General features: G+C 64.7%; 25 protein-coding genes. 12 read left to right on the top strand and 13 right to left on the bottom strand.

All coding sequences use genetic code 11. The features are described 5' to 3' along the window. The first annotated feature begins 192 nt into the window (after nt 1–192). Both TP2_RS04605 and TP2_RS04610 read left to right on the top strand, forming a co-directional pair. A complete protein-coding gene (locus TP2_RS04605) occupies nt 193–450 on the top strand; it encodes a YjhX family toxin (RefSeq protein WP_038074104.1) in 258 nt (85 codons plus the stop codon). Nucleotides 451–533: 83 nt separating this feature from the next. Beyond that, on the top strand, nt 534–803 hold the full coding sequence (locus TP2_RS04610) for a DksA/TraR family C4-type zinc finger protein (protein WP_038074106.1): 270 nt from the start codon (nt 534–536) through the stop codon (nt 801–803). Here TP2_RS04610 and TP2_RS04615 read toward each other — a convergent pair whose 3' ends face one another. Together TP2_RS04615 and TP2_RS04620 are read right to left on the bottom strand one after the other, a co-directional pair. Beyond that, nucleotides 804–1562 carry an FG-GAP repeat domain-containing protein gene (locus TP2_RS04615; protein ID WP_051692179.1) on the bottom strand — a complete coding sequence of 253 codons (759 nt, stop codon included), beginning with the start codon at nt 1560–1562 and terminating at the stop codon, nt 804–806. After that, on the bottom strand, nt 1562–1885 hold the full coding sequence (locus TP2_RS04620) for a 2Fe-2S iron-sulfur cluster-binding protein (RefSeq protein WP_038074112.1): 324 nt from the start codon (nt 1883–1885) through the stop codon (nt 1562–1564). Before TP2_RS04620 ends, TP2_RS04615 begins: the two co-directional genes overlap by 1 nt. A gap of 157 nt (nt 1886–2042) precedes the next feature. On the opposite strand from TP2_RS04620, the gene TP2_RS04625 reads away from it, so the two are divergent. Then, the gene (locus TP2_RS04625) at nt 2043–2603 is read left to right on the top strand and encodes a peptidoglycan-binding domain-containing protein (RefSeq protein ID WP_051692180.1); all 561 of its coding nucleotides are present in this window, start codon (nt 2043–2045) and stop codon (nt 2601–2603) included. Nucleotides 2604–2707: 104 nt separating this feature from the next. Here the strand turns inward: TP2_RS04625 and TP2_RS04630 are convergent, their stop codons facing one another. The 7 genes from TP2_RS04630 to TP2_RS04660 all read right to left on the bottom strand — a co-directional run bounded on the left by TP2_RS04630 (nt 2708) and on the right by TP2_RS04660 (nt 9639). After that, a complete protein-coding gene (locus TP2_RS04630; RefSeq protein ID WP_038074114.1) occupies nt 2708–4171 on the bottom strand; it encodes a DegQ family serine endoprotease in 1464 nt (487 codons plus the stop codon). 152 nt (nt 4172–4323) lie between these two features. Then, a complete protein-coding gene (locus TP2_RS04635) occupies nt 4324–4515 on the bottom strand; it encodes a DUF2065 family protein (RefSeq protein ID WP_038074117.1) in 192 nt (63 codons plus the stop codon). After that, nucleotides 4515–5423, bottom strand: a complete 909-nt coding sequence (gene hflC, locus TP2_RS04640) for a protease modulator HflC (RefSeq protein WP_051692181.1) — start codon at nt 5421–5423, stop codon at nt 4515–4517. Before hflC ends, TP2_RS04635 begins: the two co-directional genes overlap by 1 nt. After that, complete coding sequence (gene hflK / locus TP2_RS04645) at nt 5423–6580, bottom strand: FtsH protease activity modulator HflK (protein ID WP_038074122.1); 1158 nt, start codon at nt 6578–6580, stop codon at nt 5423–5425. Before hflK ends, hflC begins: the two co-directional genes overlap by 1 nt. 55 nt (nt 6581–6635) lie before the next feature. Next, a complete protein-coding gene (gene gorA / locus TP2_RS04650) occupies nt 6636–7988 on the bottom strand; it encodes a glutathione-disulfide reductase (RefSeq protein ID WP_038074125.1) in 1353 nt (450 codons plus the stop codon). A gap of 22 nt (nt 7989–8010) precedes the next feature. After that, on the bottom strand, nt 8011–8796 hold the full coding sequence (gene rpiA, locus TP2_RS04655) for a ribose-5-phosphate isomerase RpiA (RefSeq protein WP_038074127.1): 786 nt from the start codon (nt 8794–8796) through the stop codon (nt 8011–8013). Between the two features lie 141 nt (nt 8797–8937). Next, a complete protein-coding gene (locus tag TP2_RS04660) occupies nt 8938–9639 on the bottom strand; it encodes a Hint domain-containing protein (protein ID WP_038074129.1) in 702 nt (233 codons plus the stop codon). A 149-nt stretch (nt 9640–9788) separates the two neighbouring features. On the opposite strand from TP2_RS04660, the gene TP2_RS04665 reads away from it, so the two are divergent. From TP2_RS04665 to TP2_RS04675, 3 genes are all read left to right on the top strand, one after another. After that, nucleotides 9789–11168 (top strand): L-serine ammonia-lyase, encoded by a 1380-nt coding sequence (locus tag TP2_RS04665; protein ID WP_038074131.1) that lies wholly within the window; start codon nt 9789–9791, stop codon nt 11166–11168. 116 nt (nt 11169–11284) lie between these two features. Next, complete coding sequence (locus TP2_RS04670) at nt 11285–11755, top strand: DUF6647 family protein (RefSeq protein ID WP_038074134.1); 471 nt, start codon at nt 11285–11287, stop codon at nt 11753–11755. Nucleotides 11756–12060: 305 nt separating this feature from the next. Further along, nucleotides 12061–13434, top strand: coding sequence for a DEAD/DEAH box helicase (locus TP2_RS04675; RefSeq protein ID WP_038074136.1), 1374 nt, complete (start codon nt 12061–12063; stop codon nt 13432–13434). A 90-nt stretch (nt 13435–13524) separates the two neighbouring features. Here the strand turns inward: TP2_RS04675 and TP2_RS04680 are convergent, their stop codons facing one another. Then, the gene (locus tag TP2_RS04680; RefSeq protein ID WP_038074138.1) at nt 13525–14883 is read right to left on the bottom strand and encodes an aminotransferase; all 1359 of its coding nucleotides are present in this window, start codon (nt 14881–14883) and stop codon (nt 13525–13527) included. A 145-nt stretch (nt 14884–15028) separates the two neighbouring features. Here TP2_RS04680 and TP2_RS04685 point away from each other — a divergent pair, with 145 nt between their 5' ends. Beyond that, on the top strand, nt 15029–15979 hold the full coding sequence (locus TP2_RS04685) for a LysR family transcriptional regulator (RefSeq protein WP_038074139.1): 951 nt from the start codon (nt 15029–15031) through the stop codon (nt 15977–15979). A gap of 8 nt (nt 15980–15987) precedes the next feature. On the opposite strand, the gene TP2_RS04690 is transcribed toward TP2_RS04685, so the two are convergent. Continuing rightward, entirely contained in the window at nt 15988–16641 is a 654-nt protein-coding gene (locus TP2_RS04690) for a thiamine diphosphokinase (RefSeq protein ID WP_038074185.1), read from the bottom strand. A 142-nt stretch (nt 16642–16783) separates the two neighbouring features. Between TP2_RS04690 and TP2_RS17880 the strand changes: the two genes are divergently transcribed. Further along, a complete protein-coding gene (locus TP2_RS17880; protein ID WP_051692182.1) occupies nt 16784–19699 on the top strand; it encodes a hypothetical protein in 2916 nt (971 codons plus the stop codon). 133 nt (nt 19700–19832) lie between these two features. After that, nucleotides 19833–20522 carry a substrate-binding domain-containing protein gene (locus TP2_RS04700; RefSeq protein ID WP_038074140.1) on the top strand — a complete coding sequence of 230 codons (690 nt, stop codon included), beginning with the start codon at nt 19833–19835 and terminating at the stop codon, nt 20520–20522. 31 nt (nt 20523–20553) lie between these two features. Here TP2_RS04700 and TP2_RS04705 read toward each other — a convergent pair whose 3' ends face one another. Both TP2_RS04705 and TP2_RS04710 read right to left on the bottom strand, forming a co-directional pair. After that, on the bottom strand, nt 20554–20790 hold the full coding sequence (locus TP2_RS04705; RefSeq protein ID WP_038074142.1) for a DUF2842 domain-containing protein: 237 nt from the start codon (nt 20788–20790) through the stop codon (nt 20554–20556). A gap of 4 nt (nt 20791–20794) precedes the next feature. After that, a complete protein-coding gene (locus TP2_RS04710) occupies nt 20795–22090 on the bottom strand; it encodes an adenylosuccinate synthase (protein ID WP_038074145.1) in 1296 nt (431 codons plus the stop codon). 299 nt (nt 22091–22389) lie between these two features. On the opposite strand from TP2_RS04710, the gene secG reads away from it, so the two are divergent. The 3 genes from secG (at nt 22390) to TP2_RS04725 (ending at nt 25730) form a co-directional block, all read left to right on the top strand. After that, the gene (secG, locus tag TP2_RS19010) at nt 22390–22839 is read left to right on the top strand and encodes a preprotein translocase subunit SecG (RefSeq protein ID WP_038074148.1); all 450 of its coding nucleotides are present in this window, start codon (nt 22390–22392) and stop codon (nt 22837–22839) included. Nucleotides 22840–23007: 168 nt separating this feature from the next. Next, nucleotides 23008–24651 carry a CTP synthase gene (locus TP2_RS04720; protein WP_038074190.1) on the top strand — a complete coding sequence of 548 codons (1644 nt, stop codon included), beginning with the start codon at nt 23008–23010 and terminating at the stop codon, nt 24649–24651. Between the two features lie 371 nt (nt 24652–25022). After that, entirely contained in the window at nt 25023–25730 is a 708-nt protein-coding gene (locus TP2_RS04725) for an outer membrane protein (RefSeq protein WP_169739504.1), read from the top strand. Nucleotides 25731–25954 lie beyond the last annotated feature (224 nt).

The raw sequence follows: 25954 nt of genomic DNA on the forward strand, positions 1-25954 counted from the left end.
GGCGACGCGCCCTTGATCGGAAAGGCGGGCACGACCATATTGGGCCGGCACCGCCCCGAGTTGGCGGCCGTGATGGAGACTGGATGTCAGAGCCTGTGTAAGGGGCTCTTCCGCGTGGAAGGGCCAGATGTGAACCGCTGGGTGGGGTGATCGCCCCGCTCGGATTTTCATATCCGTTTCACAGGACATCCCATGAATATCTCGAAACGTGAGCAACGTGCTCTGCACGTTCTGGCGCAGGGCGGTTCGATCCGCCACGAGCGCCAAACCGGTCGCAAGATCAGCGCCATTCATTGCGTGACCCGCGACGGGCACCTGTTGGCCGATTGCGACCTCGAACTGTTCGCGCGGTTGCGCCGCCGCGGGCTGATCGCCTCCAGAGGCGGGCAACCCTATCGCATCTCGCGCCGGGGGCTCGGTGCGGTGCGCGGCCAGCTAGACAATCAATGAGCGTACTTTGACAGAGTCGGGCGGCGGGCTTAGGCTCGCCGTTCCGAAAATGGGCCGGCACGCGGACCTGAAGGAGGGTAATCATGGCTGGTGGCTGGGCAAAAGACGGGGCGGTGAGCGAGCAGATCGAGGCGTCGATCCGCGACGAGCTGGAGCGGCTTCAGTCGCGGCGCGGCCCGGTGGGCGAGAGCCTCACCGAATGCGCCGATTGCGGCGAGGAGATCCCGCAGGCCCGGCGCGAGGCCATTCCCGGCGTGAAGCTGTGCGTGGAGTGCGCCTCCGAACGCGATGCGCGGCGTGCGCCGCGCGGCGGCATCAACCGGCGCGGCTCGAAGGACAGCCAGTTGAAGTGATCACAGCGCGCAGGCCATCGCCTTTTCGAAGGCGGCAGGCGAGGTGTCGGGCCCGAGGCTTTGCCATTTCACGTTGGCCTCTGCATCAAGATAAACCGCGCGGAGCTGTGACCAGTCGAAGCTCGCCAGGATCATTTCCGGGCCAGATCCGCAATCACGCACGCCCCCCATGATCCGATCGGCGCCGTAACGGTGATTGGTGAGAGTGCCGCCGTGGAAGACCTCGCGCAGCGCGCCATTTTCGAACTGGAACAGCCGCAGGATGCCCAAGCGGTGCGGCGCGTCGATCAGGGCGATCTCCTGATGACCATCGCCGTTGAAATCCGCGATCCCGATCGGCGCGACCCAATGGTTCGGCTCGCCCACGAAGGGGGTGGAGGCGAGATAGGCGGGCGCGCCGTCCTTCGCACTCAGCACCAGCACGCGCGAGCCGAGCGTCAGGTTCGATTGTACCACGATGACATCGGGCAGCCCGTCGCCATCGAGATCGGCAATCCGCGGCGCGGTGTCCTCGAAGACGATGTCGTCATCGGCAGGCAGGCGATAGGTGAGCGAGCTCTGGCCCTTGAACAGCCCGCCCTCGGAGCCCGCCTTGCGCGTGACCTCGATATAGAGCGTGGCAAATTCCTGATCGGGGCCGAGCGCGTTATGCCCGTAGCGATCCGTCGGATCAGCATAGTGCGCCGCGATCGAGACTTCGGCGCGTGCAGGCAGGGCGGCGGCGATCAGCAGCAGGGCCGGGATCGCCGCGCGCAGCATCAGATCTGCTTTTCGGGGATGTTGACGACGAGGCCGTCGAGTTCTTCGGTGACCTTGATCTGGCAGGTCAGGCGCGAGGTGACGGGATCGGGCTCATAGGCGAAATCGAGCATGTCTTCTTCCATCGAGTCCTTTGCGGGCAATTTTTCCACCCAGTCCTTGTCGACATAGACATGGCAGGTCGAACAGGCGCAGGCGCCGCCGCAATCGGCATCGATGCCGGGCACGCCGTTGTCGCGTGCACCTTCCATGACGGTCATGCCGGGCTTCACGTCGATCTCGTGACGGGTGCCGTTGAATTCGACATAGGTGATTTTCGCCATTTCTCGGGGCCTCTTCGTCGCTGAATTCCGTGCCGGTCGCCGCCGGACGAACCCGATCTAAGCCTCTTTGCGCGGTTTGACCAGAGGGGGAGCGCCGGGGATTGCCGCGCGGCGCGATTACGCTAATCTCGCGGGCAGGCAGGCAAAGGAGCAGTGCGTGAGCCAGGATACCTCAACGACCCGCGGGGCAGGGCGCGCGGCGCTGTTCTTTGCGGGGCTCCTTGCGCTCGCGGGATGTCAGGAAGAGGCCACGCCGCAGGGTAAGCCCGCCCGGCCGCCCGCGCAGACGCTGGCCAAGGTTCTGATGGAGCGCAAGCCCGCCGATGACGCCCAAGGCTGCTATGCCGAGCTGAAAGCGCCCGCCACCGTGGAGACAGTGAGTGATCAGGTGCAGGTAGTGCCCGAACAGCGCGATCCCACGACCGGCGAGATAACCCAGCCCGCGATCTATCGCGAGGTCAGCTCGCAGCGTATCGTCGAAGCCTCGCGCGCACGCTATTTTCCGTCGGTCTGCTCGGGCGATCTGACGCCCGGTTTCGTCGCGATGTTGCAACGCGCCTTGGCGGTGCGGGGGCTTTACTCGGGCCCGGCCGATGGCAAGCTCGACCCGGCAACGGGGCGCGCGATCACCGCCTATCAAAAGCCGCGCGGGCTCGATAGCCCGACACTTTCGGTGCGCGCCGCGCAGGAGCTGGGACTTTACATCTGGTCGAAGTAACGGCTGGGGCATGAGACGTGGTGAACGACGCCATCGTCGTCAGCCCCGCGAAAATGAAAAAGGCGCCCCGGGGGGCGCCTTTCTTTGCTATTCGGTCTCACCGATCACTCAACCGGCAGCGCCACGAAGCGCGGCTCGCCACCGCGGCGGATCAGCAGCAGCACCGATTTGCGCCCTGCATCCTTGGCCGCCTGCACGCGCTCCTCGAAATCCTCGACCGAGGCCACGGGCTTCTGACCGACTTCGGTGATCAGATCGCCCGCGCGCAGCCCTTTTTCATAGGCCGTGGAGGTCTCGTCGATCGACTTGATGACCAGTCCCTGCGCGTCCTTGGTCAGGCCCATTTCGGTACGCAGCTCATCCGTCAGCGGCGTCACCGTCAGGCCAAGCATGTCCTTCTCGACCTCCTGCGGAGCCTGCACCGCCTTGGGCGGCTCTTCGCCCTCAGCCAGCTCGCGCCGGCCCAGCGTCACCAGAAGCGTCTTGCTCTCTCCGTCGCGCAGTACCGTCACGCGGACTTTCTCGCCCACCGGCGCATCGGCCACGCGGCGCACCAGATCGCGGGTGCTCTTGACCTCGCCGCCATCGAAGGAGGTGATCACGTCGCCCGCCTCGATCCCGGCCTCTTTCGCAGGTCCGTCGGGAACTTCGGAGACCAGCGCGCCCTCGGGCGTCTCAAGGCCCATCGCCTCGGCCATGTCGGGCGTCACGTCCTGGATCTTCACGCCAAGCCAGCCGCGGCGGGTCTCGCCGAACTGTTTGAGTTGGTCGACCACTTTCGAAACCACGTTCGACGCCATCGAGAAGCCGATCCCGATCGAGCCGCCATTGGGCGACAGGATCGCGGTGTTCACGCCGACGACTTCGCCCGCCATGTCGAACAACGGCCCGCCCGAGTTGCCGCGGTTGATCGCCGCATCGGTCTGCAGATAGTCGTCATAGCTGCCCGACAGTTCGCGGTTGCGCGCCGAGATGATGCCCGCCGAGGCCGAGAAGCCCTGACCCAGCGGGTTGCCCATCGCCATCACCCAGTCACCCACGCGGACCTTGTCGGAATCGCCGAATTTCACGAAGGGCAGGGGCTCGTCGCTCTCGACCTTAAGCAAGGCGATATCGGTCTTCGGATCGGTGCCAACCAGCGTCGCATCGAGCCGCTTGCCCGAGAAGAACTCGATTTCGATTTCGTCGGCATCCTCGATGACGTGGTTGTTCGTCACGATATAGCCGTCCTCCGAGATGACGAAGCCGGACCCCAGCGCGTTGGAGCGGCGCGGCGTGCCGCGTCCGTTCGGGCCGTTCGGTCCCGGCAGGCCGAAATCTCGGAACAGATCCTCGAAGGGGGAGCCGGGCGGGAAATTGGGCATATTGCCCGTAGGAGCCGCGACCGTGGTCGAGGTCGTGATGTTGACGACCGAGTTCGAAACCTGATCGACCAGCTCGGCAAAGCTCTCGGGTGCGCCGCGTGCATAGGCGGGGCCTGCAAGCGGTGCACAGGCCAACGCAACGGCAAGCAGAGCCGCGCTCATCCCGGCGCGCAGCGAGGATCCGGGTCCGGTAAGGAATGTCATATGGCTCTCTCCCTTGGCTTGGCCGACAGCTCGGGGCCGGCGCAATGCTCTCGTTTCAGTGAAATGTAGGAGCGCGACTGGCCGAAGGGAAGTTCTTTGCATGAATTAGCAGGCGCGAAATCCTGCCGCAGGGGTGTGGCGCGGGGGAAGGTTCATCCCCAGAGCCGGATCGCCCAGAGCAATCCGACTCCTGCAGCCACCCCCGCAAGGCCCAACATCCGGCGCTGGCCCGGCGTCATCGCGCGCAGCAGGTCCAGCGCCTCCTCGATACGAGAAGGGGCCAGCGCAAGCGCCAGCCCCTCGATCACAAGGACCAGTCCGAGACCGGTCAAGAGCATCGCCATCACTGGCCCGCCGCGTTCGCGACCCCGGCGCCCGGATTTTCGCCGATCGAGCGCAGGAAACGGTCATAATCGAAATAGAGGCTGTCCGGCTGGGTCACCAGCGAGGAGGTCTGCGTCTTCATCGACTGCGCGTAGAACTGCAGCGCCCGGTTGAAGGCGAAGAACTCGGGATCCTTGCCGTAAGCGTCGGCATAGATCTTGTTCGCCTGCGCATCGGCTTCACCGCGCACGATCTCGGCTTCCTTCTTGGCCTGCGAGGTCACCTCGACCGCGGTGCGGTCGGCGGTGGCGCGCACGCGCTGTGCGGCCTCGGCGCCGCGGGCGCGCTCGTCCGCGGCCTCGCGTTCACGCTCGGCGCGCATCCGGCCATAGGTGGCGGCCAGGTTCTGCTCGGGAAGGTCGGTGCGGGTCAGGCGCACGTCGATCACGTCGACGCCCAGCGAGGACGCCTCGCGGCGCGCCAGATCGCGGATCCGGTTCATCAGCGGGGTCCGGTCATCTGACAGCACGGCCGTCGAGGGAACCGAGCCCAGAACCTCGCGGATCGCGTTGTTCAGGATGCCGTCGATGCGGTTCTTGGCGATCTGCTCGCCACCCGCGCCCACGGCCTCACGGAATTTCACCACGTCGACGATGCGCCAGCGCGCGAACGCATCCACCACGAGACGACGATCGTCCTCGGGGGTGACTTCGAGCGGCTGGGTGGTCAGGCTCAGGATCCGGTCGTCATATTTCACGACCGTATCGACCACGGGGATCTTGAAGCCGAGACCGGGTTCGGTCTTGACCTGCTGCACCTCACCGAAGCGCAGCACGAGAGCTTTCTCACGCTCGTCCACCACGAAGACCGAATTCAGCCCCAGCGCGACGAGAATGACGAGAACGGCAAGTGCGATAGGTCCGCGCATCAGTTGTTCCCTCCGGTGTTGCTGGTGGTCGTGGGGGCGCCTTTGCGCAGCTGATCGAGCGGCAGATAGGGTACAACGCCTCCATCACCCGGCTTGGTGTCCACAACGACCTTGTCCAAGCCCGAGAGCACCTGGCCCATCGTCTCGTAGAACATCCGGCGTTTGGTCACTTCCGGCGCCTTCTCGTATTCCGCGAGGATCGAGGTGAAGCGCGCGGCGTCACCTTCGGCCGCATTCACGATCTTGGCGCGATACCCTTCGGCTTCTTCCTTGAGCTGCGCGGCTTCACCGCGGGCCCCCGCGGTCACCTTGTTGGCATAAGCGTCAGCTTCCTTTTCAAGCCGGTCACGCTCCTGCTGGGCGGCCTGCACTTCGCGGAAGCTGTCGATCACTTCGCGCGGCGGGTCGGCGCGGTTGAAGTTCACACGCACGATGTTGATGCCCGCATCATAGCTGTCGAGCGTCTTCTGCACCGCTTCGCGCAGATCGGCCGCGATCTCGCCACGCGCGGTCGACAGGATCGGCGCAAGGTTCGAGCGCGCGATGATGTCGCGCATCGCCGATTCCGACACGGCGCGGATCGTGTCTTGCGGGTCGGTCAGGTTGAACAGGTATTTCGCCGGATCGTTGATGTTCCAGACCACCTGGAATTCCAGATCCACGATGTTCTGGTCACCCGTGAGCATCAGGCCCGTATCGTTCGTACCCGCACGCCCCGAGCCGATATCGACGGTCTGTTCGCGCGTCACCGGAACCTTGGTGTAGGTGATGAAGGGCCAGGGCGCGAGGTTCAGACCCGGACCCTTGGTCGCGTAATAGCGCCCGAACATCAGCTCGACCGAGCGTTCTTCGGGGTTCACCTTGTAGAGCGAGGAGCCCAGCCAGATCGCGACTACCGCGACGAGGCCGATCGCCACGGCGATCTTGGTCGGGAAAGGGCCACCCGAGCCGCCGCCCGAGGGTCTGCCGGGACGGCTGCCGCCGCCCTTGCCACCCATCAGCACCTTGAGCTGCTCGGAGCCCTTGCGCATGAATTCCTCGATCTCGGGGATTTGTCCGCCCTCACCGGGGCGGCGCTGACCGGGGCGCTTGTCTTCGCGGTCGTCGTTGCGGTCATCGCCGCCGCCGCCGCCTCCCCAGGGGCCTCCATTGCTCATATGGTCCTCACCTTTCCGTTATCTTGTCGGTGACTTGGGTATTCGTTTCGCGATTTCAATAATGTCGCACCGGGTTCCGCATCGTCACAAGCTCTTCGCCCATCGTGGGATGCACCGCGCAGGTCGCGTCGAACTGTTCCTTCGTCGCGCCCATCTTCATCGCGATCGCCACCATCTGGATCATCTCGCCCGCCTCGGGTGCCACGATATGGCAGCCCAGAACCTTCCGGCTCTCGCGACAGACGATCAGTTTCATCAGCACCCGCGCGTCCGACCCGGCAAAGCCCGAACGCATCGGCTTGAAGCTCGAGACATAGACCTCGGCATTGCCGCGCTCCTCGGCCTCTTCCTCGGTGATCCCGCAGGTGCCGAATTCGGGCTGGGTAAAGACGGCCGACGCCACCAGCTCGTGATCGGTGGGGCGGGCATTCGCGCCGAAGACGGTGTCGGCGAAGGCATGGCCCTCGCGGATCGCGACCGGGGTAAGGTTGATGCGGTCGGTGACATCGCCAACCGCGTAGATCGACGGGATATTGGTCTGCGACCATTGATCCACGATCACTTCACCGCGCTCGCCCAAGGTCACGCCTGCCTCTTCGAGGCCCAGCCCGTCGGTATTGGGCACACGGCCCGTGGCATAGAGCACCGCGTCGAACCGTTCGACCCGACCATCGCCACAGGTCACGACGAGGTCCATGCCGTCCTTCTCGATTTTCGAGATCACCACATGGGTATGGATGTCGATCCCGCCCGCCGCCATCTGATCCACGATCAGGTCGCGCGCCTCGCTGTCGAAGCCGCGCAGCAGGGGAGAGCGGTTGTATTGCGTGACCTTCACGCCCAAGCCATTAAGAATGCAGGCGAATTCGCAGGCGATGTAGCCACCGCCGACGATCAGGATGCGCTCGGGGAGATGCTCCATCTTGAAGATCTCGTTCGAGGTCATCACATGCTTGCAGCCTTCGAAATCGGGCACGAAAGGCCGACCGCCGGTCGCCACGAGGATATGCTTGGTCGAGACGGTGGTGCCATCGGCAAGGCGTACCTCATGCGGACCTGCGACGGTGGCGCGCTGGTCATAAACGGTGACGCCCGCGCCCTGCTGACCCTTGCGATAGATCGCCTCGAGCCGGTCGAGTTCGGCGTCGAGCTTGGCACGGAACCCCGTCCAGTCAAAGGCGCCCACGGCCGCTTCCCAGCCATAGGCGCGCGCTTCTTCCACCGCGCCGGGCGCGGTGGAGGCGAACACCATCAGCTTCTTGGGCACGCAGCCACGGATCACGCAGGTCCCGCCCATGCGGTATTCCTCGGCCAGCGCGACCTTCGCGCCGTGGGTCGAGGCGATGCGCGCAGCCCGAACCCCGCCCGAGCCGCCGCCGATGACGAAGAGGTCGTAGTCGAAAGTCATGTCGTCCTGTCGTCCTTTGGTTTCAGTCGAGATCGCGGAAGATGTTTTCTTCCTCGGCGAACTCGATCTGTTCATTGGCGACGGTGCCCTCGTTGATGTCACGGATCTCGACTTTGCCATCGGTGCCGCCGATGATGACCTTGTCGCAGATGTCGATGAACAGCCCGTTCTCGACCACGCCGGGGATCTGGTTGAGAACCAGTGCCAGCTGGCGCGGATTGCCGATGCGGTTGAGATGCAGGTCGACGATGTAATTGCCCTCATCGGTGATGAAGGGCTGCTCGCCATTGAGGCGCAGCGAAGTCTGGCGGCCCAGAACATCCATCGAATCGAGCAGTTCCTCGATCAGCGCGCGGGTCACCTGCCAGCCGAAAGGCACGACCTCGACGGGGAGCGGGAAGGCGCCCAGATGGTTCACTTCCTTGGAGGCATCGGTGATCACCACCATCTGATCCGAGGCGGTGGCCACGATCTTCTCCATCAGATGCGCGCCGCCGCCGCCCTTGATCAGGTTCAGGTCGGGGTCGAACTCGTCGGCGCCGTCGATCGTGATATCGAGCCATTTCGCCTCGTCGAGCGTCACCACCTCGATACCCACCTGGCGGGCGAGATCGGCGGTGCGGGTCGAGGTCGGCACGCCGATCAGCTTGAGGTTTTCCTCGCGGACGCGTTCGCCCAGGCAACGCACCATCCAGGCGGCGGTCGAGCCGGTGCCGAGGCCCACGCGCATCCCGTCCTCGATGAGGTCAACGGCACAGCGGGCAGCGGCGAATTTCGCCTTGTCGATCGGGGAGAGGTCGGCAGCCATCGGTCACTCCATGAAGCAGCTTTTCGCGATGGTTATAGGCAATCGTGCGCGGGGGTGCGAGGGGCTTTCTGGCCCGCGGCGCCTCTGTGTCGCAGATGGGGCGCGGCTCGGGGCGGCGCGTAGGCGCCACGACACGATCGCTCAGCTTGCGAGAAACCGTGCCATTCCACCGGGGCGCTGGGGTGTGGGGCGCGGCAGGAAACGGTCGGGGGGCGTAGTCTGTCCGAAGTTGGCGCGCGGATCAGTCCCGCTTTCGGCGGCTTGCATACCGGTGTTGTCATCCCTGGGTGACGGAGGCGACGCCGCCCCCGCCAAACCCGTTTGGCCGATCTCTCCCGCCCGCAGGCTCTCGATGCGCAGCCCTTCGGCAAAGATGATCTCGGTTCGTTTGAAGTGCAGTTGCCACCAGATCTGCGGCGTCCGATCCGCGCGGGTGACGCCGGGGCGGTCGAGCAGATCACCGACCGCGATGCGAATCTCGCGCCCGAGACGCGCCCCGCGATCGGCCTGCACCACGAGGCGCTGACGGGCCGACAGGGTGAGCGCGCACTCATTGCCGAGCGCACCCGCTGCGACATGGATCGCCGTGCCGTCCGCCTGGGGTACAGGGGTCGCCCGGATCAGCTCGCGATAGCCGTGATCCGCGGTCAGAAGGCGCATGCCCGGCTGCAAATCCTCAACAGCGCAGGGACCTGCCTTGGTCGCGACCCGCGTGCCGCAGGCAATCCCCCCGCTCCCGACCATCGCGGCGGGATCGGGACGGTCGGATGCAACACGCGCCTGCGGGGGGATGCACACGGCATCGCCCGTCCAGCTCTCTTCGCGCGTCCCCCAGACATCCATCACAGCCTCCAACCAGCCCAAGGTTAATTTGCGCGCAAAGGGTGAAGAACGCGTCAACGATGTTGGTTTTGTCTCGGCGAGGTCGTTTTGGGGCTGTCGCTTGCGCTTTGTGCGCGCCAGTCTGGGCGGGACAGGGCAGGGAGTACGGCATGTTTCTGAGCGTCTTCGATATCTTCAAGATCGGCGTCGGGCCGTCCTCGTCGCATACGATGGGGCCGATGGTGGCGGGGGTACGGTTCCTCGACACGCTGCGGAATTCGCCTTTTACCGCGCATGGGGTGCGGGTGCGGCTGCATGGCTCGCTGGCTTTCACCGGCAAGGGGCATGCGACCGATCGCGCCTCGATCCTCGGGCTCGCCGGAATCGAACCCGAGAGCTATGACAATGACCATGCCGAGAAGATACTGGCGGCCAATGCCCGCGATCATCTGCTCAAGCCCGAGGGGTTGCCGCCTCTGGTGTTCGATCCCGCGCGCGATCTGATCTTCGATTTTGAAACACCGCTGCCGGGCCATGCGAACGGCATGGTGATCGAGGCGCTTGATGCGCAGGGCGACGTGCTGATGCACGAGATCTATTACTCGATCGGCGGGGGGTTCGTGCGCACCGAGGCCGAGCTGGCCGCCGTGGACGATGCCGCCCGCGATGCGCCGAGCCCGGTGCCGTTTCCCTTCAAGACCGCCGAGGAGATGCTCGCGATGGCGCATGCCTCGGGCCTCTCGATCGCGCAGATGAAGCGGCGCAACGAGGCGCGGTTCCGGGGCCATGAGGAGATCGACGCGGGGCTGGCGAAGATCTGGGCCACGATGCGCGATTGCATGGAGCGCGGGCTGACGAGCGAGGGGGAATTGCCCGGCGGGTTGCGGGTAAAGCGCCGCGCCAAAGCGATCCACGAGAGTCTGAAGGCGGATTGGGGACAAAACCTTGCCCCTCCGCATCAGATCAACGACTGGATCTCCGCCTATGCGATGGCGGTGAACGAGGAAAACGCAGCTGGCGGGCAGGTCGTCACCGCGCCCACGAACGGGGCGGCGGGTGTACTGCCTTCGGTGATCCGCTACTGGCTCGATCATGTGCCCTCCGCGTCTTCTGCCAAGATCCCCGATTTTCTGCTGACGGCGGCCGCGGTTGGCGGGTTGATCAAGACCAACGCCTCGATCTCGGGGGCGGAATGCGGCTGTCAGGCCGAGGTCGGATCGGCGGCGGCGATGGCAGCGGCGGGGCTGGCGGCCGTGCTGGGTGGCACCCCCGAGCAGATAGAGAACGCGGCCGAGATCGCGCTGGAGCATCATCTCGGCATGACCTGCGATCCGGTGAAAGGGCTGGTGCAGGTGCCCTGCATCGAACGCAATGGTCTTGGTGCGATCAAGGCGGTCTCGGCGGCGTCGCTGGCCCTGCGCGGGGACGGGACGCATTTCGTGCCGCTCGATGCCGCGATCGAGACGATGCGGCAAACGGGGCGCGACATGCACGAGCATTACAAGGAAACGAGCCTCGGCGGCCTCGCGGTCAACGTGCCGAATTGCTGAGGGTGCGCTTGCCCGGCTGACTTCGTCGCCGGGCGCTTCCTTTTGCAGACTGTCTATCTGGACAGGCAAGGTTTCAGCCTCGGCATGCTAGACTCGCGTCAGCTGAGGAGAGGGCGATGGAAGCCTTGGTCGAAGCCTTGATGCAATGGATCGGCGATCATAGCGATCTGAAAGTCGCGAACCTGACCCCGCCGGAAATTGTCATGATGTCTCCCGAGGAACTGACGCGGGAGTTCTATTCCGACGCGCCGGATCTGTTGCCGGAAGACGGGGTCGATGACCGTGTCAACGCGCTCTACGCTGCCTCGGATGGTCAGGTCGGCACGATCTACCTGCTCGCACCCGAAGCTGTGCCGGACGCGAAATATTACGATGATCCGATGGAAAACCCGTTCTTTCGTGAGGTTTTGTTGCACGAGCTCGTTCATCACGTGCAGTGGCAGACCAAGCTGAACGAGAGCTGGGCCTGCCCGCGCGAGGGAGAAAAGCAGGCCTATATTCTGGGCGGGCGGTATCTCCATGCGGTTGGTGCGACCGATCCGCTGCCCAATCGAATGTTCTGGGCGCATATGTATTCCCTCTGCTAGCTGAGGCGGACAACAGGTTGTCTCTGGCGGTTCTTGGCGCTTCCTCTTGACTTTTCACCCGATCACGCGCATTTAGCCGTCATCGCCGCGCTGCCGCGTGAGCTAGCCGCGCCCTGAAGAGGCGCATCGGCGATACCTCCCTAAGTTCCCATTCACGCAGGGTTCTGACACGCAAGACCGGATCGCGCGGGAACCGCCCGCCTGTCCTTGAGGTCTGCGTCAACCTGCGCTCCGGGCAATCCCGCCCGGGCTGATCTCCGTGCGTCGCGCCCCGCGTCGGGCACCACGGTCATAAAGGATAGGCATTGTCCGATTTCTCCTCGCTGGGGCTCTCCCCGGCCATTCTCAAGTCGCTTGCACGCGCAAAATTCACCCAGCCGACCCCGATCCAGGAACAGGCGATCCCGCTGGTTCTCGCGGGCCATGACGTGCTGGGCCTCGCCCAGACCGGCACCGGCAAGACGCTGGCTTTCGGCCTGCCGCTTATCGACAAGCTGATGGCGCAGCCGGGCAAACCTTCGCCCAAGACCTGCAAGGCGCTGATCCTCGCGCCGACCCGCGAGCTGGTGAACCAGATCGCCGAGAACCTCTCGAACCTCGTTCAGGGCACCAAGATGAACGTGGCCACCGTCGTCGGCGGCCAGTCGATCAACCGTCAGATCAGCCTGATGCATCGCGGCAATGACATCCTCGTCGCGACCCCGGGCCGTCTGATCGATCTGATGGATCGTGGCGCTGTGGACCTGCGCTACACCCGCCATCTGGTGCTCGACGAGGCCGACCAGATGCTCGATCTCGGCTTCATCCACGCGCTGCGCAAGATCGCCCCGCGCCTTGGCACCCCGCGCCAGACGCTGCTCTTCTCGGCCACGATGCCGAAACAGATGGAAGAGATCTCGCAGGCCTACCTGACCGATCCCAAGCGCGTGCAGGTCTCGCCCCCCGGCAAGGCCGCCGACAAGATCACCCAATCGGTGCACTTCCTCGACTCCAAGGCCGAGAAGGCCCGCAAGCTGCGCGATATCCTCACCGCCGATATGGGTGCGCTGACGCTCGTCTTCGCGCGCACCAAGCACGGCGCCGAGAAGCTGATGAAGAGCCTGCGCGCCGACGGGTTCAACGCGGAATCGATCCACGGCAACAAATCGCAGGGTCAGCGCGACCGCGCGATCAAGGGCTTCCGCGATGGCAAGGTGAACGTGCTGGTCGCAACCGATGTGGCCGCGCGCGGCATCGACATTCCGGGCGTGGCCTATGTCGTCAATTACGACCTGCCCGACGTGCCCGACGCCTATGTCCACCGGATCGGCCGCACCGCGCGCGCCGGTCGCGAGGGCGAGGCGATCGCGTTTTGCTGCCCCGACGAGGCGGATAACTTCCTGCAGATCGAAAAGCTGATGAAGATCGAGATCCCGACCGCCAGCGGCGAGCGTCCGGCCGAGGCCGTGCGCCCCTCGGCGCGCGCCGCCCGTGGCCGGGGTCGCGGCGGCCCGCGCGCCGGTGGCAACAAGGGTCGCGGCGGCAAGCCTCAGGGCAAACCGCAGGGGCAGGGCCAGCCGCAAGGTCAGGCCCGTTCGAAACCGCGCGGCGAGGCGAAGCCTAAGGTCGAGGCTGGCGGCAACGCCATGCCCAAGCGCCGCCGTCCGCGCCGGCGCAATGCGGGCGCCGCGAGCGCGTGAATGAGGAAAGGCCGCGTCGAGGGACGCGGCCTTTTTCAACTCCGGGATCGGTTGCGCGTTCTTAAAGTCGGCAAGGAGACGCGCCCCCCTTCACCCCACCTCCGCAAACACTTTCTTCAGCGCCGCGTCCAGCTTCTCGAACATCTCGTCCATCTGCGGCTCTGTGAGGATGAAGGGCGGGCAGAGCACCACCGATTGCCCCAAGGGTCGGCAGATCAGCCCCTGATCGGTGCAGGCATTGGCGATGCGTTCGGAGACCGAAAGCGAGCCGTCGAACGGGGTCTTGGTCTCGCGGTCCTTCACCGCCTCCAGCGCCCACATGTAGCCCACGCCGCGCAGCTCTCCGATATTGGGGTTCTGTGCGATCTGGGCGAGGCCGGCCTCGAGGCGCGGGCTCAGGCGTTTGACGTTATCCGCCAGCCCCTCGTTCATCACCACGTCGATGGCCTTGAGCGCAATCGCGCAGCCGACCGGATGGCCCGAAGCGGTGAAGCCATGCGGGAATTCCTCGATCACTTCGGAGGCAGCCTGCATCCGCCCCGCCAGTTCCGGCCCGAGGATCACCGCGCCCATCGGGAAGAACCCGGCGGTGAGGTTCTTCGAGGAAATGATCGCGTCGGGCATGAACTCGTAGGTCTCGCAACCCCAGGTGCTGCCGGTGCGCCCGAAGCCGCAGATCACCTCGTCCGAGATCAGCGGGATGTCGTATTTCTTCAGGACCTTCGACACGGCCTGGAAATAGCCCTTCGGCGGCGTGATCACCCCGCCTGCGCCCATCACCGGTTCGGCAAAGAAGCCCGCGATCGTGTCGGCGCCTTCCTTGATGATCGTCGCTTCCAGTTCGTTTGCGAGGCGCTGGGTGAATTGCTCCTCGGTCTCGCCGGGCTGACCCTCGCGCCAGAAATGCGGGCAGGTGAGGTGGATGAAGCCCGGCAAAGGCAGGCCGAAGACCGCGTTATAGGGCTTGCCGGTCATCGAGGCCGACACGGCGGTGACCCCGTGATAGGCATTCTTGCGGGTCAGGATCTTGCGCTTCTGCGGCTTGCCTTCCGAGGCGTGCATGAACCACAGCATCTTGACCATCGTGTCATTCGCCTCGGAGCCCGAGTTGGTGTAGAACACCTTGCCGTCCTCGAAGGGCGAGACCTCGACGAGTTTTTCCGACAGCATCACCGTCTGGTCCGACATCCGCCCGAAGAAGGCGTGATAGCCGGGGAAGCGCGCATATTGCGCCTGTGCCGCCTCGATCAGACCGGGATGGTCAAAGCCCGCGACCATGTTCCAGAGCCCCGAATTGGCGTCGAGATATTTCCGGCCTTCGGTGTCGAAGATGTAGGGGCCTTCGCCATGGGTCACCACGACCGTGCCGCGATCATGGATCGTGGGCAGATCAGTGAAGCCGTAGAAGCTATGCGCATCAGCGCGGTCCTGCCAGCTTTGGTCTTTCATCTCGCGACTCCTCATCATGTCTGGCCAAGAGGCTATCCGCAGCAACGGCGGCGTCAATGGGCCGCGAGCGCGCAGCGGCGGCTTGCGCGACGGGGCGGGGCAGGGCAGTCTGCACCGAACTCAATCCGCAACGGAGCCTCGCCCCATGCCCGCCGCCAATCCCCGCATCAGCCTTTGGGCGGTGGAGGTCTTCGTGGCCACCGCTGAGGAAGGGGCGATCACCGCTGCCGCGCGCCGTCTGGGGGTCTCGGCCCCGGCGGTCAGTCAGCAGCTTGCTGCGCTTGAGGCGGCTTTGGGCGCAGAGTTGGTGGACCGCTCGGCCCGGCCATTCGCGCTGACCGCGGCGGGGCGGGCCTTCCTGCCGCATGCCGATGCGATGCTCGATGAGCTTGCGCGCGGGCGCGCCGAAGTGGGGCAGGCCGACCCGGCGGGACTAAGCAGCTTCCGACTGGGCATGATCGAGGATTTCGAGGCGGAGGTAACGCCGCTTCTGCTTGCGGACATGGCCGATGAGCTTACCGCCTGCCGGTTCGAACTGGAAACCGGGCCGAGCCATCGGCTTTTGTCGAAGCTCGAGGCGCGCGGGCTCGACGTGGCGGTTGTGGCGGAACCGCAGGGCACGGCGCTCGAAGGAATAGAGGTCCATCCCTTGCTGAGCGAGCCGTTCCTCGCCGTGTATCCCGCCAGAGCTCCGGCGGGGGGCGGCGAGGATCTGCCTTTGATCCATTATTCGCAGCGCACGCTGATGGGCCGCCAGATCGCCGCGCATCTGTTGCATGCGGGAGGCGCGCCGGGGCATCGGCTGGAACTCGACAGCTACCCCGCGATTCTCGCGCTGGTCGCGGCGGGGCGGGGGTGGACGATCCTGACGCCTTCGGCCGTGCGGCACGCGCCGCGCGCGGGGCTCGCACTCTCGCCGCTCGACGGTGCGCCGATGACCCGGCGGATCGTGCTGGCTGCGCGCGAAGGGATGATGGGCGACTGGCCCGCGAAGGTGGCGGGCCGTTTGCGAACTCTTCTGGAGGCGCGGGTGGTGCAGCCTGCGCTGGCCGATGCCCCTTGGCTTGAAGGCGCGTTGCGAGTGCAAACGGGGTAGGGCGCGCGTTAACCGATCCCCAGACCGGTCAGCGCCGCGCCCAATTCTTCGCGCGGCAGCATGACCAGCGCCGGCCCCTCCAGTGCGATATTGACCGCTCCGGTCGCGCGGTTCGAGGTGCCGACTCGCTCGGCGGGCGTGAAGCCGATGCCGTCGAGCGGCCAATAGAGCCCGTCGGAGCGCGCCTTTACCTCTCCAAATGGAAACAATGACACCCGCGTTCCCTCTGCCAGATCAAGCGAGAGGCGGGGCGGGCAACGGAAAATCACCTCCTCCTCGGCGAGCATCACCACGCGATGCGCGCTGCGAATGAGGTCTGTCATCGCCGCCAGCGTATGATCGAGCCGCAATCCGGTGAACCCAAGTGCCAGGACGAAGGGGGCCTTTATCCGTTGCAGGGATTTCGCGAAATCGGTGCTGTCTTGCTCGGCAATATGGTGGACCCGCGACCCGAGCCGCTCGCGGGCTGACTGCGACAGGGAATCCAGATCTCCGATCACTGCTTGCGGTTCCAAACCCATCGCAAGCGCCCGATCTCCGCCTCCATCGGCCGCTACGAGGCAGGGTGCGATTGTCAACGCTTCGTCAACATCGCTGTGCTTGACTGCCCCGGCGCCCAAGAGCGTGACCCCGGTGGATGAATGGACAATCGGGATGAACATGGCATGATTGATGACGAATATGGCAAAGAAACACAATCGAGACCGATAAAATACCTTTCAATTGCCCTTTTTCGTTCACGCGAAAGAACCAGTTGGCCCGGAATGTAAGGTCCAATGAGGTTCAAAAGAAAGCGAGTGGTCCATGGTTGGTGCGAACAAGATCCTGACCGTATCCTACGGCCCCTTTTCGTGCACCCTGGAAGGGTTCGACGAGCCGTTCAACACGATGAAGGCAATTGCGGAATATTTCCGCGATCTGGCCGCTGACGATCGCTATTTCGGGGCCGAGCCCCCGCAGCCCGACGCCGAGATGCTTCACCGCATCGCCGAGCGCGAGATCCAGCGTCGTGTCGAAGCGAAAATCCAGGAGAACGGCGTCGTCCTGAAGGCGCAAGACACTCTGCTCGGCGCTCAGTCCGAGGTTGCTGACATGCCGGCCACGCCGGTCGAGGAAGCGCGTGCAGCCGAAGCGCCCGCGCCGGAACCCGTTCTCGAGTCCGAGCCGCAACCGGCTGTTGCCCAGGTTGCACCCACGCCGGAACCCGAGACCGCCGCGCCCGAACCTGCCGCGACTGCGAGCGAGCCCGCCGCGGATTCCGTCGCCGCCAAGCTCCAGCGTATCCGTGAAGCCGTGGCGCGTGCCCGCGCCGCTCAGAGCGAAAGCTTTGCCGAAGAGGATGAGCCCGCCCCCGCGATGGAGGCCGAAGCGCTGCTTGGCCAATTCGAAGCGGAAGCGCCCTCGGAGTCTGAAGATTTCGGCTATGAGCTGGATATTTCCGGGCCGCTGGGCATGGACGAGATCGCCGAAGGTGAGATGGAAGACCTCTCCGCTCCGGTAGACGCGTCCGAAGACGACACCGCAAGCGAAGAGCATGCCGCCGAGGCCGAGACTATCGAGGTCGAGGTTGCTGAAGAAACGACGCTTGAGGATGCACAAGCAGAGGACGTGTCCGCAGAGACCGAGGCGGAAGAGACTTCCGAAGACGAGATCGCCGCGCAGCCCGAGCAGGTTGAAGCTGCCGAAGAGACTGCCGAGGCTTCCGAGCTTGAAAAGCGTCAGGCGCTCCGCCGTGCCCGTCGGGCCGCCAAGCGCCAGAAACGTATCGCCGCTCTGAAGGCGATGGCGGAAGAACTGTCTGAAGAAGAGGTCGCGGAGGATGAAACCGCGTCCGAGATTGATGCTCAAGACGAGCCCGAGATCGAAGAGGCACCGGCGATTGAAGAGGTCGCCGAGGCGCCCTCCGAGCCGGTCGAAGAACCTGTTGCGGAAGAACCTGTTGCGGAAGATGTGACGTCGCAAGAGGCGCCCGCGCAGGACGCGCCGGAAGAGGTCGCGATTGCCGCCGAGGACGTGATCGAGGCGGAAGAGATCGAACCCGTCGCGACCGAAGAGGAAGAGACCGCCGAGGCTCCGGCTGAAGACCCCGTCGCCGAGACCCCGCCGTTGCGTGCGCGTGTGATCAAGGTGCGTCGTCGCGAGGCCGTGGCCGTGACCGAAGCCACCGTGACCGAAACGGCTGAAGCGGTCGTGGCCGGGCAGGATGAAGAAGACGATCTCGCTGCGCGTCTCGCCGCCGAACTGGGGGCTGAGAACGAAGAGCAGTCCGAAGCGCCCGCGCCGGTCATGGCTGCCCCTGGCAGCCTCTCGCCCGAGGATGAAGAAGATCTGATGCGCGAGCTGGCCGCGCTCGAAGACGATGACACGAGCGAAGCGCCCGCCATTGCGGAAGAAAGCGCCGAGATCGTGGAGGAAATGCCCGAGGTCGACCTCTCCGGGATGATCTTCGACCCGATCGAGGAGACTGCCTCGGAAGAGCCGGTCGAGGTCGAAATCGAGATGCCGGAAGAGGCGATCGAGGAAGAGACGCTCACCGCCGAAGCCGAAGAGACCCAAGAGCCGGTGGCCGAGTTCGAAGAGATGCTCGAGGCTGAGGATATCGCGGAACCGGACGAAGCTCTGATCGAAGAAGATGAGGCCGAAGCGCAAGAGCCGGTTGTCGAGGAAGACGAGCAGGCTGAGGCCGAGCAGGAGCTCGAGATGCTTTCGGAGATGCCCGATGAGGCTTCCGACGAGACGCCCGCGCGCCCCGACGTCTTGATCCTGGGCGAGGCGCTGCCGCCTGAGCCGCAGGAAGACGAAATTGCACTCGATCACGAGGATGAGGCCGCCGAGCTCTCGGAGGAGATCGAGGCTGCCGAGGAGGAGATCGCGCACGAAGAGAGCGCCGAGGAAGAAGCGGTCGAGGAAACGCCCGCGATCGCCGCGCGCGAGACCGCCCCACCGCCGCTTCCGCCGGTTTCCGAAGATGACCGCGAAGCCGAGATGTCGCGCCTTCTCGCCGAGGCCGACAAGCAGGCCAAGGGTGTCGAGACGCGCCGCCGCTTCTCCGCGATCGCCCATCTCAAGGCGGCCGTGGCCGCGACCGTCGCGGATCGCCTCGCCAAGGGTCAGGATACGGCCTCGGGTGGTGCACCCGAATCCGATGCGAGCGAGCCGTACCGTGCCGATCTGACCCAGGCCGTGCGTCCGCGCCGCCCGGTGACCTCGGGCGATGCGCAATCGCGCCGCCCCGAGCCGATGCGTCCCGCGCCGCTGGTTCTGGTCTCCGAGCAGCGTATCGATGCCGAGCCCGAGGCCGAGGCATCGGTTGAGGAGGACGCGCCCGCCCGCACGACCCATGTGATCCGCCCGCGTCGCATCTCGGCTGCGCAAATCGCTGCGGCCGAAGAGGCTGAGGTCGCGCCGATGGACCCGAACCAGGCCACCAGCTTTGCCGAGTTTGCCGAAAGCCTCGGCACGCAGGGTCTTTCGGATCTGCTCGAAGCCGCCGCTGCCTACACCGCTGCGGTCGAGGGGCGCCCGCATTTCTCGCCGCCGCAGATCATGCGCAAGCTCGCCTCGTTCGAGGAAACCGCGGAAGTGCCGCGCGAAGAGCGGATGCGCGTCTTTGGTCGGCTTCTGCGTCAGGGCAAGATCACCAAGGTGAAGCGCGGCCAATACGCGATCACCGAGGCCTCGCGCTACTGGGACGAGGCGAAGATCGCGTCGGGCCAGTAAGGTCCGCGTTCATATGCTTGAAAGGGCGGTCCCGCGGGGCCGCTCTTTTCCTTTTGTGCCGCCAGGCGCGGAGAGCCCGCGCCATTTGGGCCGCGCCATGCTAGGCTGGGCTGTCTTGCATTGGGGGCGGGCCATGGATTGTCTTCGCATTTTCGTACCCGTCGCCGTCCGCGCGCTATTCGAAAAGCTCGCTCCGCGTCTCGAGGCAGTTGCCGGCCAGCCGATCCTTCTCAATGTGGATCTCAATCCCGCAATTCCCGAGAGAATCGCCGCCGGTGAGCCTTATGATCTCGCTTTGAGCAACCCGCATTACGTGAAGCCGCTGATCCGCGAGGGCCGGGTGGAGGCAGCAAGCCATCGCGCTTTCGGCCGCGTGCCGTTGGCTGTCGGGGGCAAGACGGGCACTGCGGGTGGCCTTCGGACCGAGACCGATGCAATCGCAGGCCTTCTGCGCGAGGCCGAAAACATTGCCTATACCGGGGCAGGCACGAGCGGACATACGTTTCACAAGGTGCTGGACCGTATGGGGTTGACTGAAGAGATTCTGCGCAAGAGCCGTGCGATGGGGGGCGGAGAGCCCGTGCGGGCTGTCGTAACTGGCGAGAGCTCCCTGGCAATCGCGCCACTCAGCACGTTGATCGCCACGCCGGGGGTCGAGCCGGTTGCGATTTTTCCGGACGATCTCGGGGCGCATATCGACATGACGGTGTTTCTGCCGCCCGGGGCCGAGGCCGGGGCACAGGCCGTTCACGCGTTTCTCTCCGCGCCCGCGCTCGATGCGGAACTGGCCGCCGCCGGGCTGGTCAGGTTTGTTCTCGATTGAAGCGACCCGATTGCGGGGCAGCGGACTGCCCTCACTCCTTCGGTGCGTCGGGGTCGTCCTTGCCGATCCCGGTGAAGATCGGTTTGAGCGGGAGGATCCAGAGAATCCCGAGCCCGACATAGACGCAGAACTCGGCCCAGATCGGCAGCCGGCCCCAGCGCGCGCCCGCCCAGTTCACCACCGTGACGGCAATGACGATATAGGCGGGCAGGCCCACGACGAGGGCCAGAAGCGACAGTCGGCGGCGGGCCTTGTAGCTCAGCGCCATGAGGTCAATCCGCGAAGGGATCGGTCACGAGGATCGTGTCGTCGCGCTCGGGGCTCGTCGAGAGCATCGCGACGGGGCAGTCGATTAGCTCCTCGATCCGGCGGACATATTTGATCGCCGCGGCCGGAAGATCGGCCCAGCTGCGCGCACCTTCGGTGGAGTCGCTCCAGCCTTCGATTTCCTCGTAGACCGGCACGCAGCGTTTCTGTTCCTCCGCGGCGGTGGGCAGATAGTCGAGGCGCTTGCCGTCGAGATCGTAGCCCACGCAGATCTTGATCGTCTCGAACCCGTCGAGCACGTCGAGCTTGGTCAGCGCGATGCCTTTCACGCCCGAGATCGCACAGGTCTGGCGCACGAGGGCGGCGTCGAACCAGCCACAGCGGCGCTTGCGGCCGGTGACGGTGCCGAATTCATGGCCGCGCGTGCCGAGGCGGTTTCCGTCCTCGTCTTCAAGCTCGGTCGGGAAGGGGCCTTCCCCGACGCGGGTCGTATAGGCCTTGACGATGCCGAGCACGAAGTCGATCGCGCCGGGCCCCATACCGGTGCCGGCGGCTGCCTGCCCCGCGACCACGTTCGAGGAGGTCACGAAGGGGTAGGTGCCGAAATCGATGTCGAGAAGCGAGCCCTGCGCGCCCTCGAAGAGGATCCGCTTGCCCTGCTTGCGCTTCTCGTTGAGCACCTTCCAGACGGGAGCGGCGTATTTCAGGATCTCGGGAGCGATCTCCTTGAGTTTGGCGATCAGCGCGTCGCGGTCGATCGGCGCGATGCCGAGACCCTTGCGCAGCGGATCGTGGTGCTGGAGCGCACGATCGACACGGGCGATCAGCGTCGCCTCATCGGCGAGATCGGCGACGCGCACCGAACGGCGGCCCACCTTGTCCTCATAGGCCGGGCCGATGCCGCGCCCGGTGGTGCCGATCTTGGTGCCCTTCGAGGCCGCTTCCTCGCGGGCGCGATCGAGTTCACCGTGAATCGGCAGGATCAGCGGCGTGTTCTCCGCGATCATCAGCGTCTCGGGGGTGATCTCCACGCCTTGTTCACGGATCTTCTCGATCTCGGAGAGCAGGTGGAACGGGTCGAGCACGACCCCGTTGCCGATCACGGAAAGCTTGCCGCCGCGCACCACGCCCGAAGGCAGCGCGTTGAGCTTGTAGACCTTGCCGTCGATGACAAGCGTATGGCCCGCGTTATGGCCGCCCTGGAACCGCGCGATCACGTCCGCGCGTTCGGACAGCCAGTCCACGATCTTGCCTTTCCCCTCGTCACCCCATTGGGCGCCGACGACGACGACATTGGCCATTGCTCTCTCCTTGGCAGGTATGAAACCGCGCGAGGTATAGCGGCTCGGCGCGCGGGGCGAAAGCCCGCATTTGCGTGTGACGAGTGTCCCGATCGGGCCGGGGTTGGGCTGCGCGTGGCGATCGCGGATGCCTCCGGCGGGGATATTTGATGCAGTTGGAGGGGGCAGGGGACGCGCGGGCGGGGAGCGGCGCGGCGATTTGACCCCGCGAAAGCCGAAAATCGGGCAGAGCGGCCTTGCGCCTTTTGTCTCATCCGCCTAGATAGGCGCGTCGCAAGAAAGAAGGCCCGGGCCCGTTCATGGAAAACGTCGTTCTCTCGATCCATCTGATCCTCGCGCTGCTGCTGATTGGCGTGGTGCTGCTGCAACGCTCCGAAGGGGGCGGTCTCGGCATGGGATCGTCGAGCGCCTCGAGCGGCGTTGGCGGGCTGATGACCGGTCGCCAGGCAGCCAATGCGCTGACACGGGTGACCTGGATCCTCGCGGCCGGTTTCTTCGTGACTTCGGTCACGCTGACCGTTCTGGCTGCCCAGAAGGCGCGGACCGAGTCGGTTGTCGACAGCGCCACCACCGAGCAGAGCGCGCCGGCCGATACGGCGCCGGCCAATGACGCCCCGGCGACCCCGCCGTCGCTCGATGTCGTGATGCCGCCCGCGCCGAGCGGGTCGGCGGCCACGACCGGCGGTACCTCGGGCGAAAGCACCACCGATGCGCCTTCGGGCCCGGTGACTCCGCCCGCGTCCAACTGATCCGACAGACCGGGGCTGCCACAAGCGATTGAGGCTGGCCCCTTTCTTAACCCAATAGCTTGCGGTCCGGTTGCGGGCGGGCCGCGAATCGTGTAAGCATTAAATCCCGTGATCCTGACCTTCTTTGGTCAGGGAAACTTTCGAATTTCGCAGATCACGGGGGTCTTCATGGCACGTTATGTCTTCATTACCGGCGGCGTTGTCTCGTCGCTCGGCAAGGGTTTGGCATCGGCCGCCCTGGGGGCATTGCTGCAAGCGCGCGGCTTCTCGGTCCGGCTGCGTAAACTTGACCCGTATCTGAACGTCGATCCGGGCACGATGAGCCCGTTCGAGCATGGCGAGGTCTTCGTCACCGATGACGGCGCCGAGACCGATCTCGATCTTGGCCATTACGAGCGATTCACCGGGGTTTCGGCGCGCAAGACCGACTCGATCTCCTCGGGGCGGATCTACACCAACGTGCTCGAGAAGGAGCGTCGCGGCGAGTATCTGGGCAAGACGATCCAGGTGATCCCCCACGTCACCAACGAGATCAAGGACTGGATCTCGGTCGGCGATGACGAGGTCGATTTCATGCTGTGTGAGATCGGCGGCACGGTGGGCGATATCGAGGGCCTGCCCTTCTTCGAGGCGATCCGCCAGTTTTCGCAGGATCGACCGCGCGGTCAGGTGATCTTCATGCATCTCACGCTGCTGCCCTATCTGGCAGCGTCCGGCGAGCTGAAGACCAAGCCCACGCAGCACTCGGTCAAGGAATTGCGCTCGATCGGCCTTCAGCCCGACGTGTTGGTCTGCCGCTCCGAGCAGCCGATCCCGGACAAGGAACGCGCCAAGATCGCGCTGTTCTGTAACGTCCGGCCCGATGCCGTGATCCCGGCCTATGACCTGAAGTCGATCTACGAGGCGCCGCTGGCCTATCACCGCGTCGGTCTCGACCAGGCGGTGCTGGATGCGTTCGGAATCTCGCCCGCGCCGAAACCCGACATGAGCCGCTGGGAGGACGTGATGGACCGCCTCGACAATGCCGAGGGCGAGGTGCGCGTCGCGATCGTGGGCAAATATGTCCAGCTCGAGGATGCCTACAAATCGATCGCCGAGGCGCTGACCCATGGCGGCATGGCGAACCGTGTCCGCGTGAAAGCCGAATGGATCGACGCCGAGATCTTCGAGCACGAGGACCCGGCGCCCTATCTGGAAAACTACCACGCGATCCTCGTGCCCGGCGGTTTCGGCGAGCGTGGCACCGAAGGCAAGATCCGTGCGGCGCAATTCGCGCGCGAGAAGGGCGTGCCCTATCTGGGGATCTGCCTCGGGATGCAGATGGCGGTGATCGAGGCGGCGCGCAACCTCGCCGGCGTCAAGGATGCGGGCTCGGAAGAGTTCGATCATGAGGCGGGCAAGAAGCGCTTCACCCCGGTCGTCTATCACCTCAAGGAATGGGTGCAGGGCAACCACCGGGTCGAGCGCAAGGTGACCGACGACAAGGGCGGCACGATGCGTCTGGGTGCCTATTCGGCGGCGCTTAAGGAAGGCTCGAAGGTCGCCGAAGTCTATGGAACGACCGATATCGAGGAGCGTCACCGTCACCGCTACGAGGTGGACATCAAGTATCGCGAGCCGTTGGAGAGCTGTGGCATGACTTTCTCGGGTATGTCGCCCGATGGCCGCCTTCCCGAGATCGTCGAGCACAAGGGCCATCCGTGGTTCATCGGTGTGCAATTCCACCCCGAACTGAAATCCAAACCCTTCGCGCCGCATCCGCTCTTCGCGGGTTTCATCAAGGCCGCGCTGGAGCAAAGTCGCCTCGTCTGAGGAAGCAAAGTACGTACCGCGTTTCGAGGGGCGATCGCAGAGATGCGGTCGCCCTTTTATGATGCAGATTTACGCTCGGAAAGCCTGTGGCGATAAGCCGCAATCCCTGAATCAATTCAGGATTGCATCGTTGGGCGGCTTTTCTGGCGATCGTGCAACAGGTTCCGTTTTTCGCTGAAATCCCCATGTGTTTGTGCGTCCCAAAGGCTGCGCAACCCATTACGATCGCTAATCATTTCCGCGCAGTCTTCAAAGCGTGGGGTGCTCGGCTCTGACCGCTCAGTGCCATCTGACTTCCAGGGCGACCTGGCCTGTATCTTTGCGAGTGACATCTCTGAAACCGTTCCAACTCCTTTCAAGGTATGCCCTCGATGAACAAGATTTCACTGGCGCTCATCGCGCTGTTCGCCTTTCCCGCTCTCGCTCAGAGTGAGCCCTCTTTTTATGTCACCGGTGCGATTGGCACGATTGGCGGGGGCATGACGACCTCCGACGATCTGGCCGGCAATCCGCCTTCAGCCCCGCATGGGGCCCTGGGGGGTCTCGACACCGGGTCGAAGCGAAGCTTTTCACTCGCCGTCGGTTATCAGCTCGACCCTAATCTCCAGGTCGAGGTGAGCTACGCGAAATACGAATACGGCGACACGGACTGGGGAACCGATTTCTCCGGCACCTATAATGCAGCAACCGCAACGCCCTTTTCGGGCAAGCTCAGCTCGGATGTGCTCTTCGTCGGCGTGAATTACTTGGAGGACTTCGCTCCGAACTGGAACTGGCAACTCGGCGCGGCAGTTGGCGTGGCACGCAACAAGTTCCACAGTGCCACGGAAGGCACCTATGCGGAAATTCGCCCCAACGCCCAGAACCAGTTTGCCTATAAGGTCAGCGCGGGCCTTGGCTACAAGCTGAGCGAGCACCTCAAGGTGCTGGGCAATGTCGAGCTGGTAAGCCTCGGCCGGTTCGAATCCGCCAAGCAAAGGGACGTGGACTGGAGCACCAGCCCGAACCCGATTGCGCCCTACAAATTCGACACGAATCTTCAGCCCGCCGTCAGCCTCGGACTGTCCTACAGCTTCTGAACTGTTGGTCTGTAAAACAAGCGTTGCCCCGGAGCCGAAAAGCTTCGGGGCCGTTTGTTTTCTGCGGCCGAGATCTTTGGCGGCGGTCCCCCATAGTCTTCGGCGCAGGCTTTTATCCATGAGCTCCGCTGTCGATATGATCGCGGGACGCATGTTGAAAGCGCTTTCGGCTCAACGCCTTATCCGAAAACATTTTTCGATACAGGGAGGAATGGCTGGGGCGG

Source organism: Thioclava pacifica DSM 10166, from assembly GCF_000714535.1.
Taxonomy (GTDB): domain Bacteria; phylum Pseudomonadota; class Alphaproteobacteria; order Rhodobacterales; family Rhodobacteraceae; genus Thioclava; species Thioclava pacifica.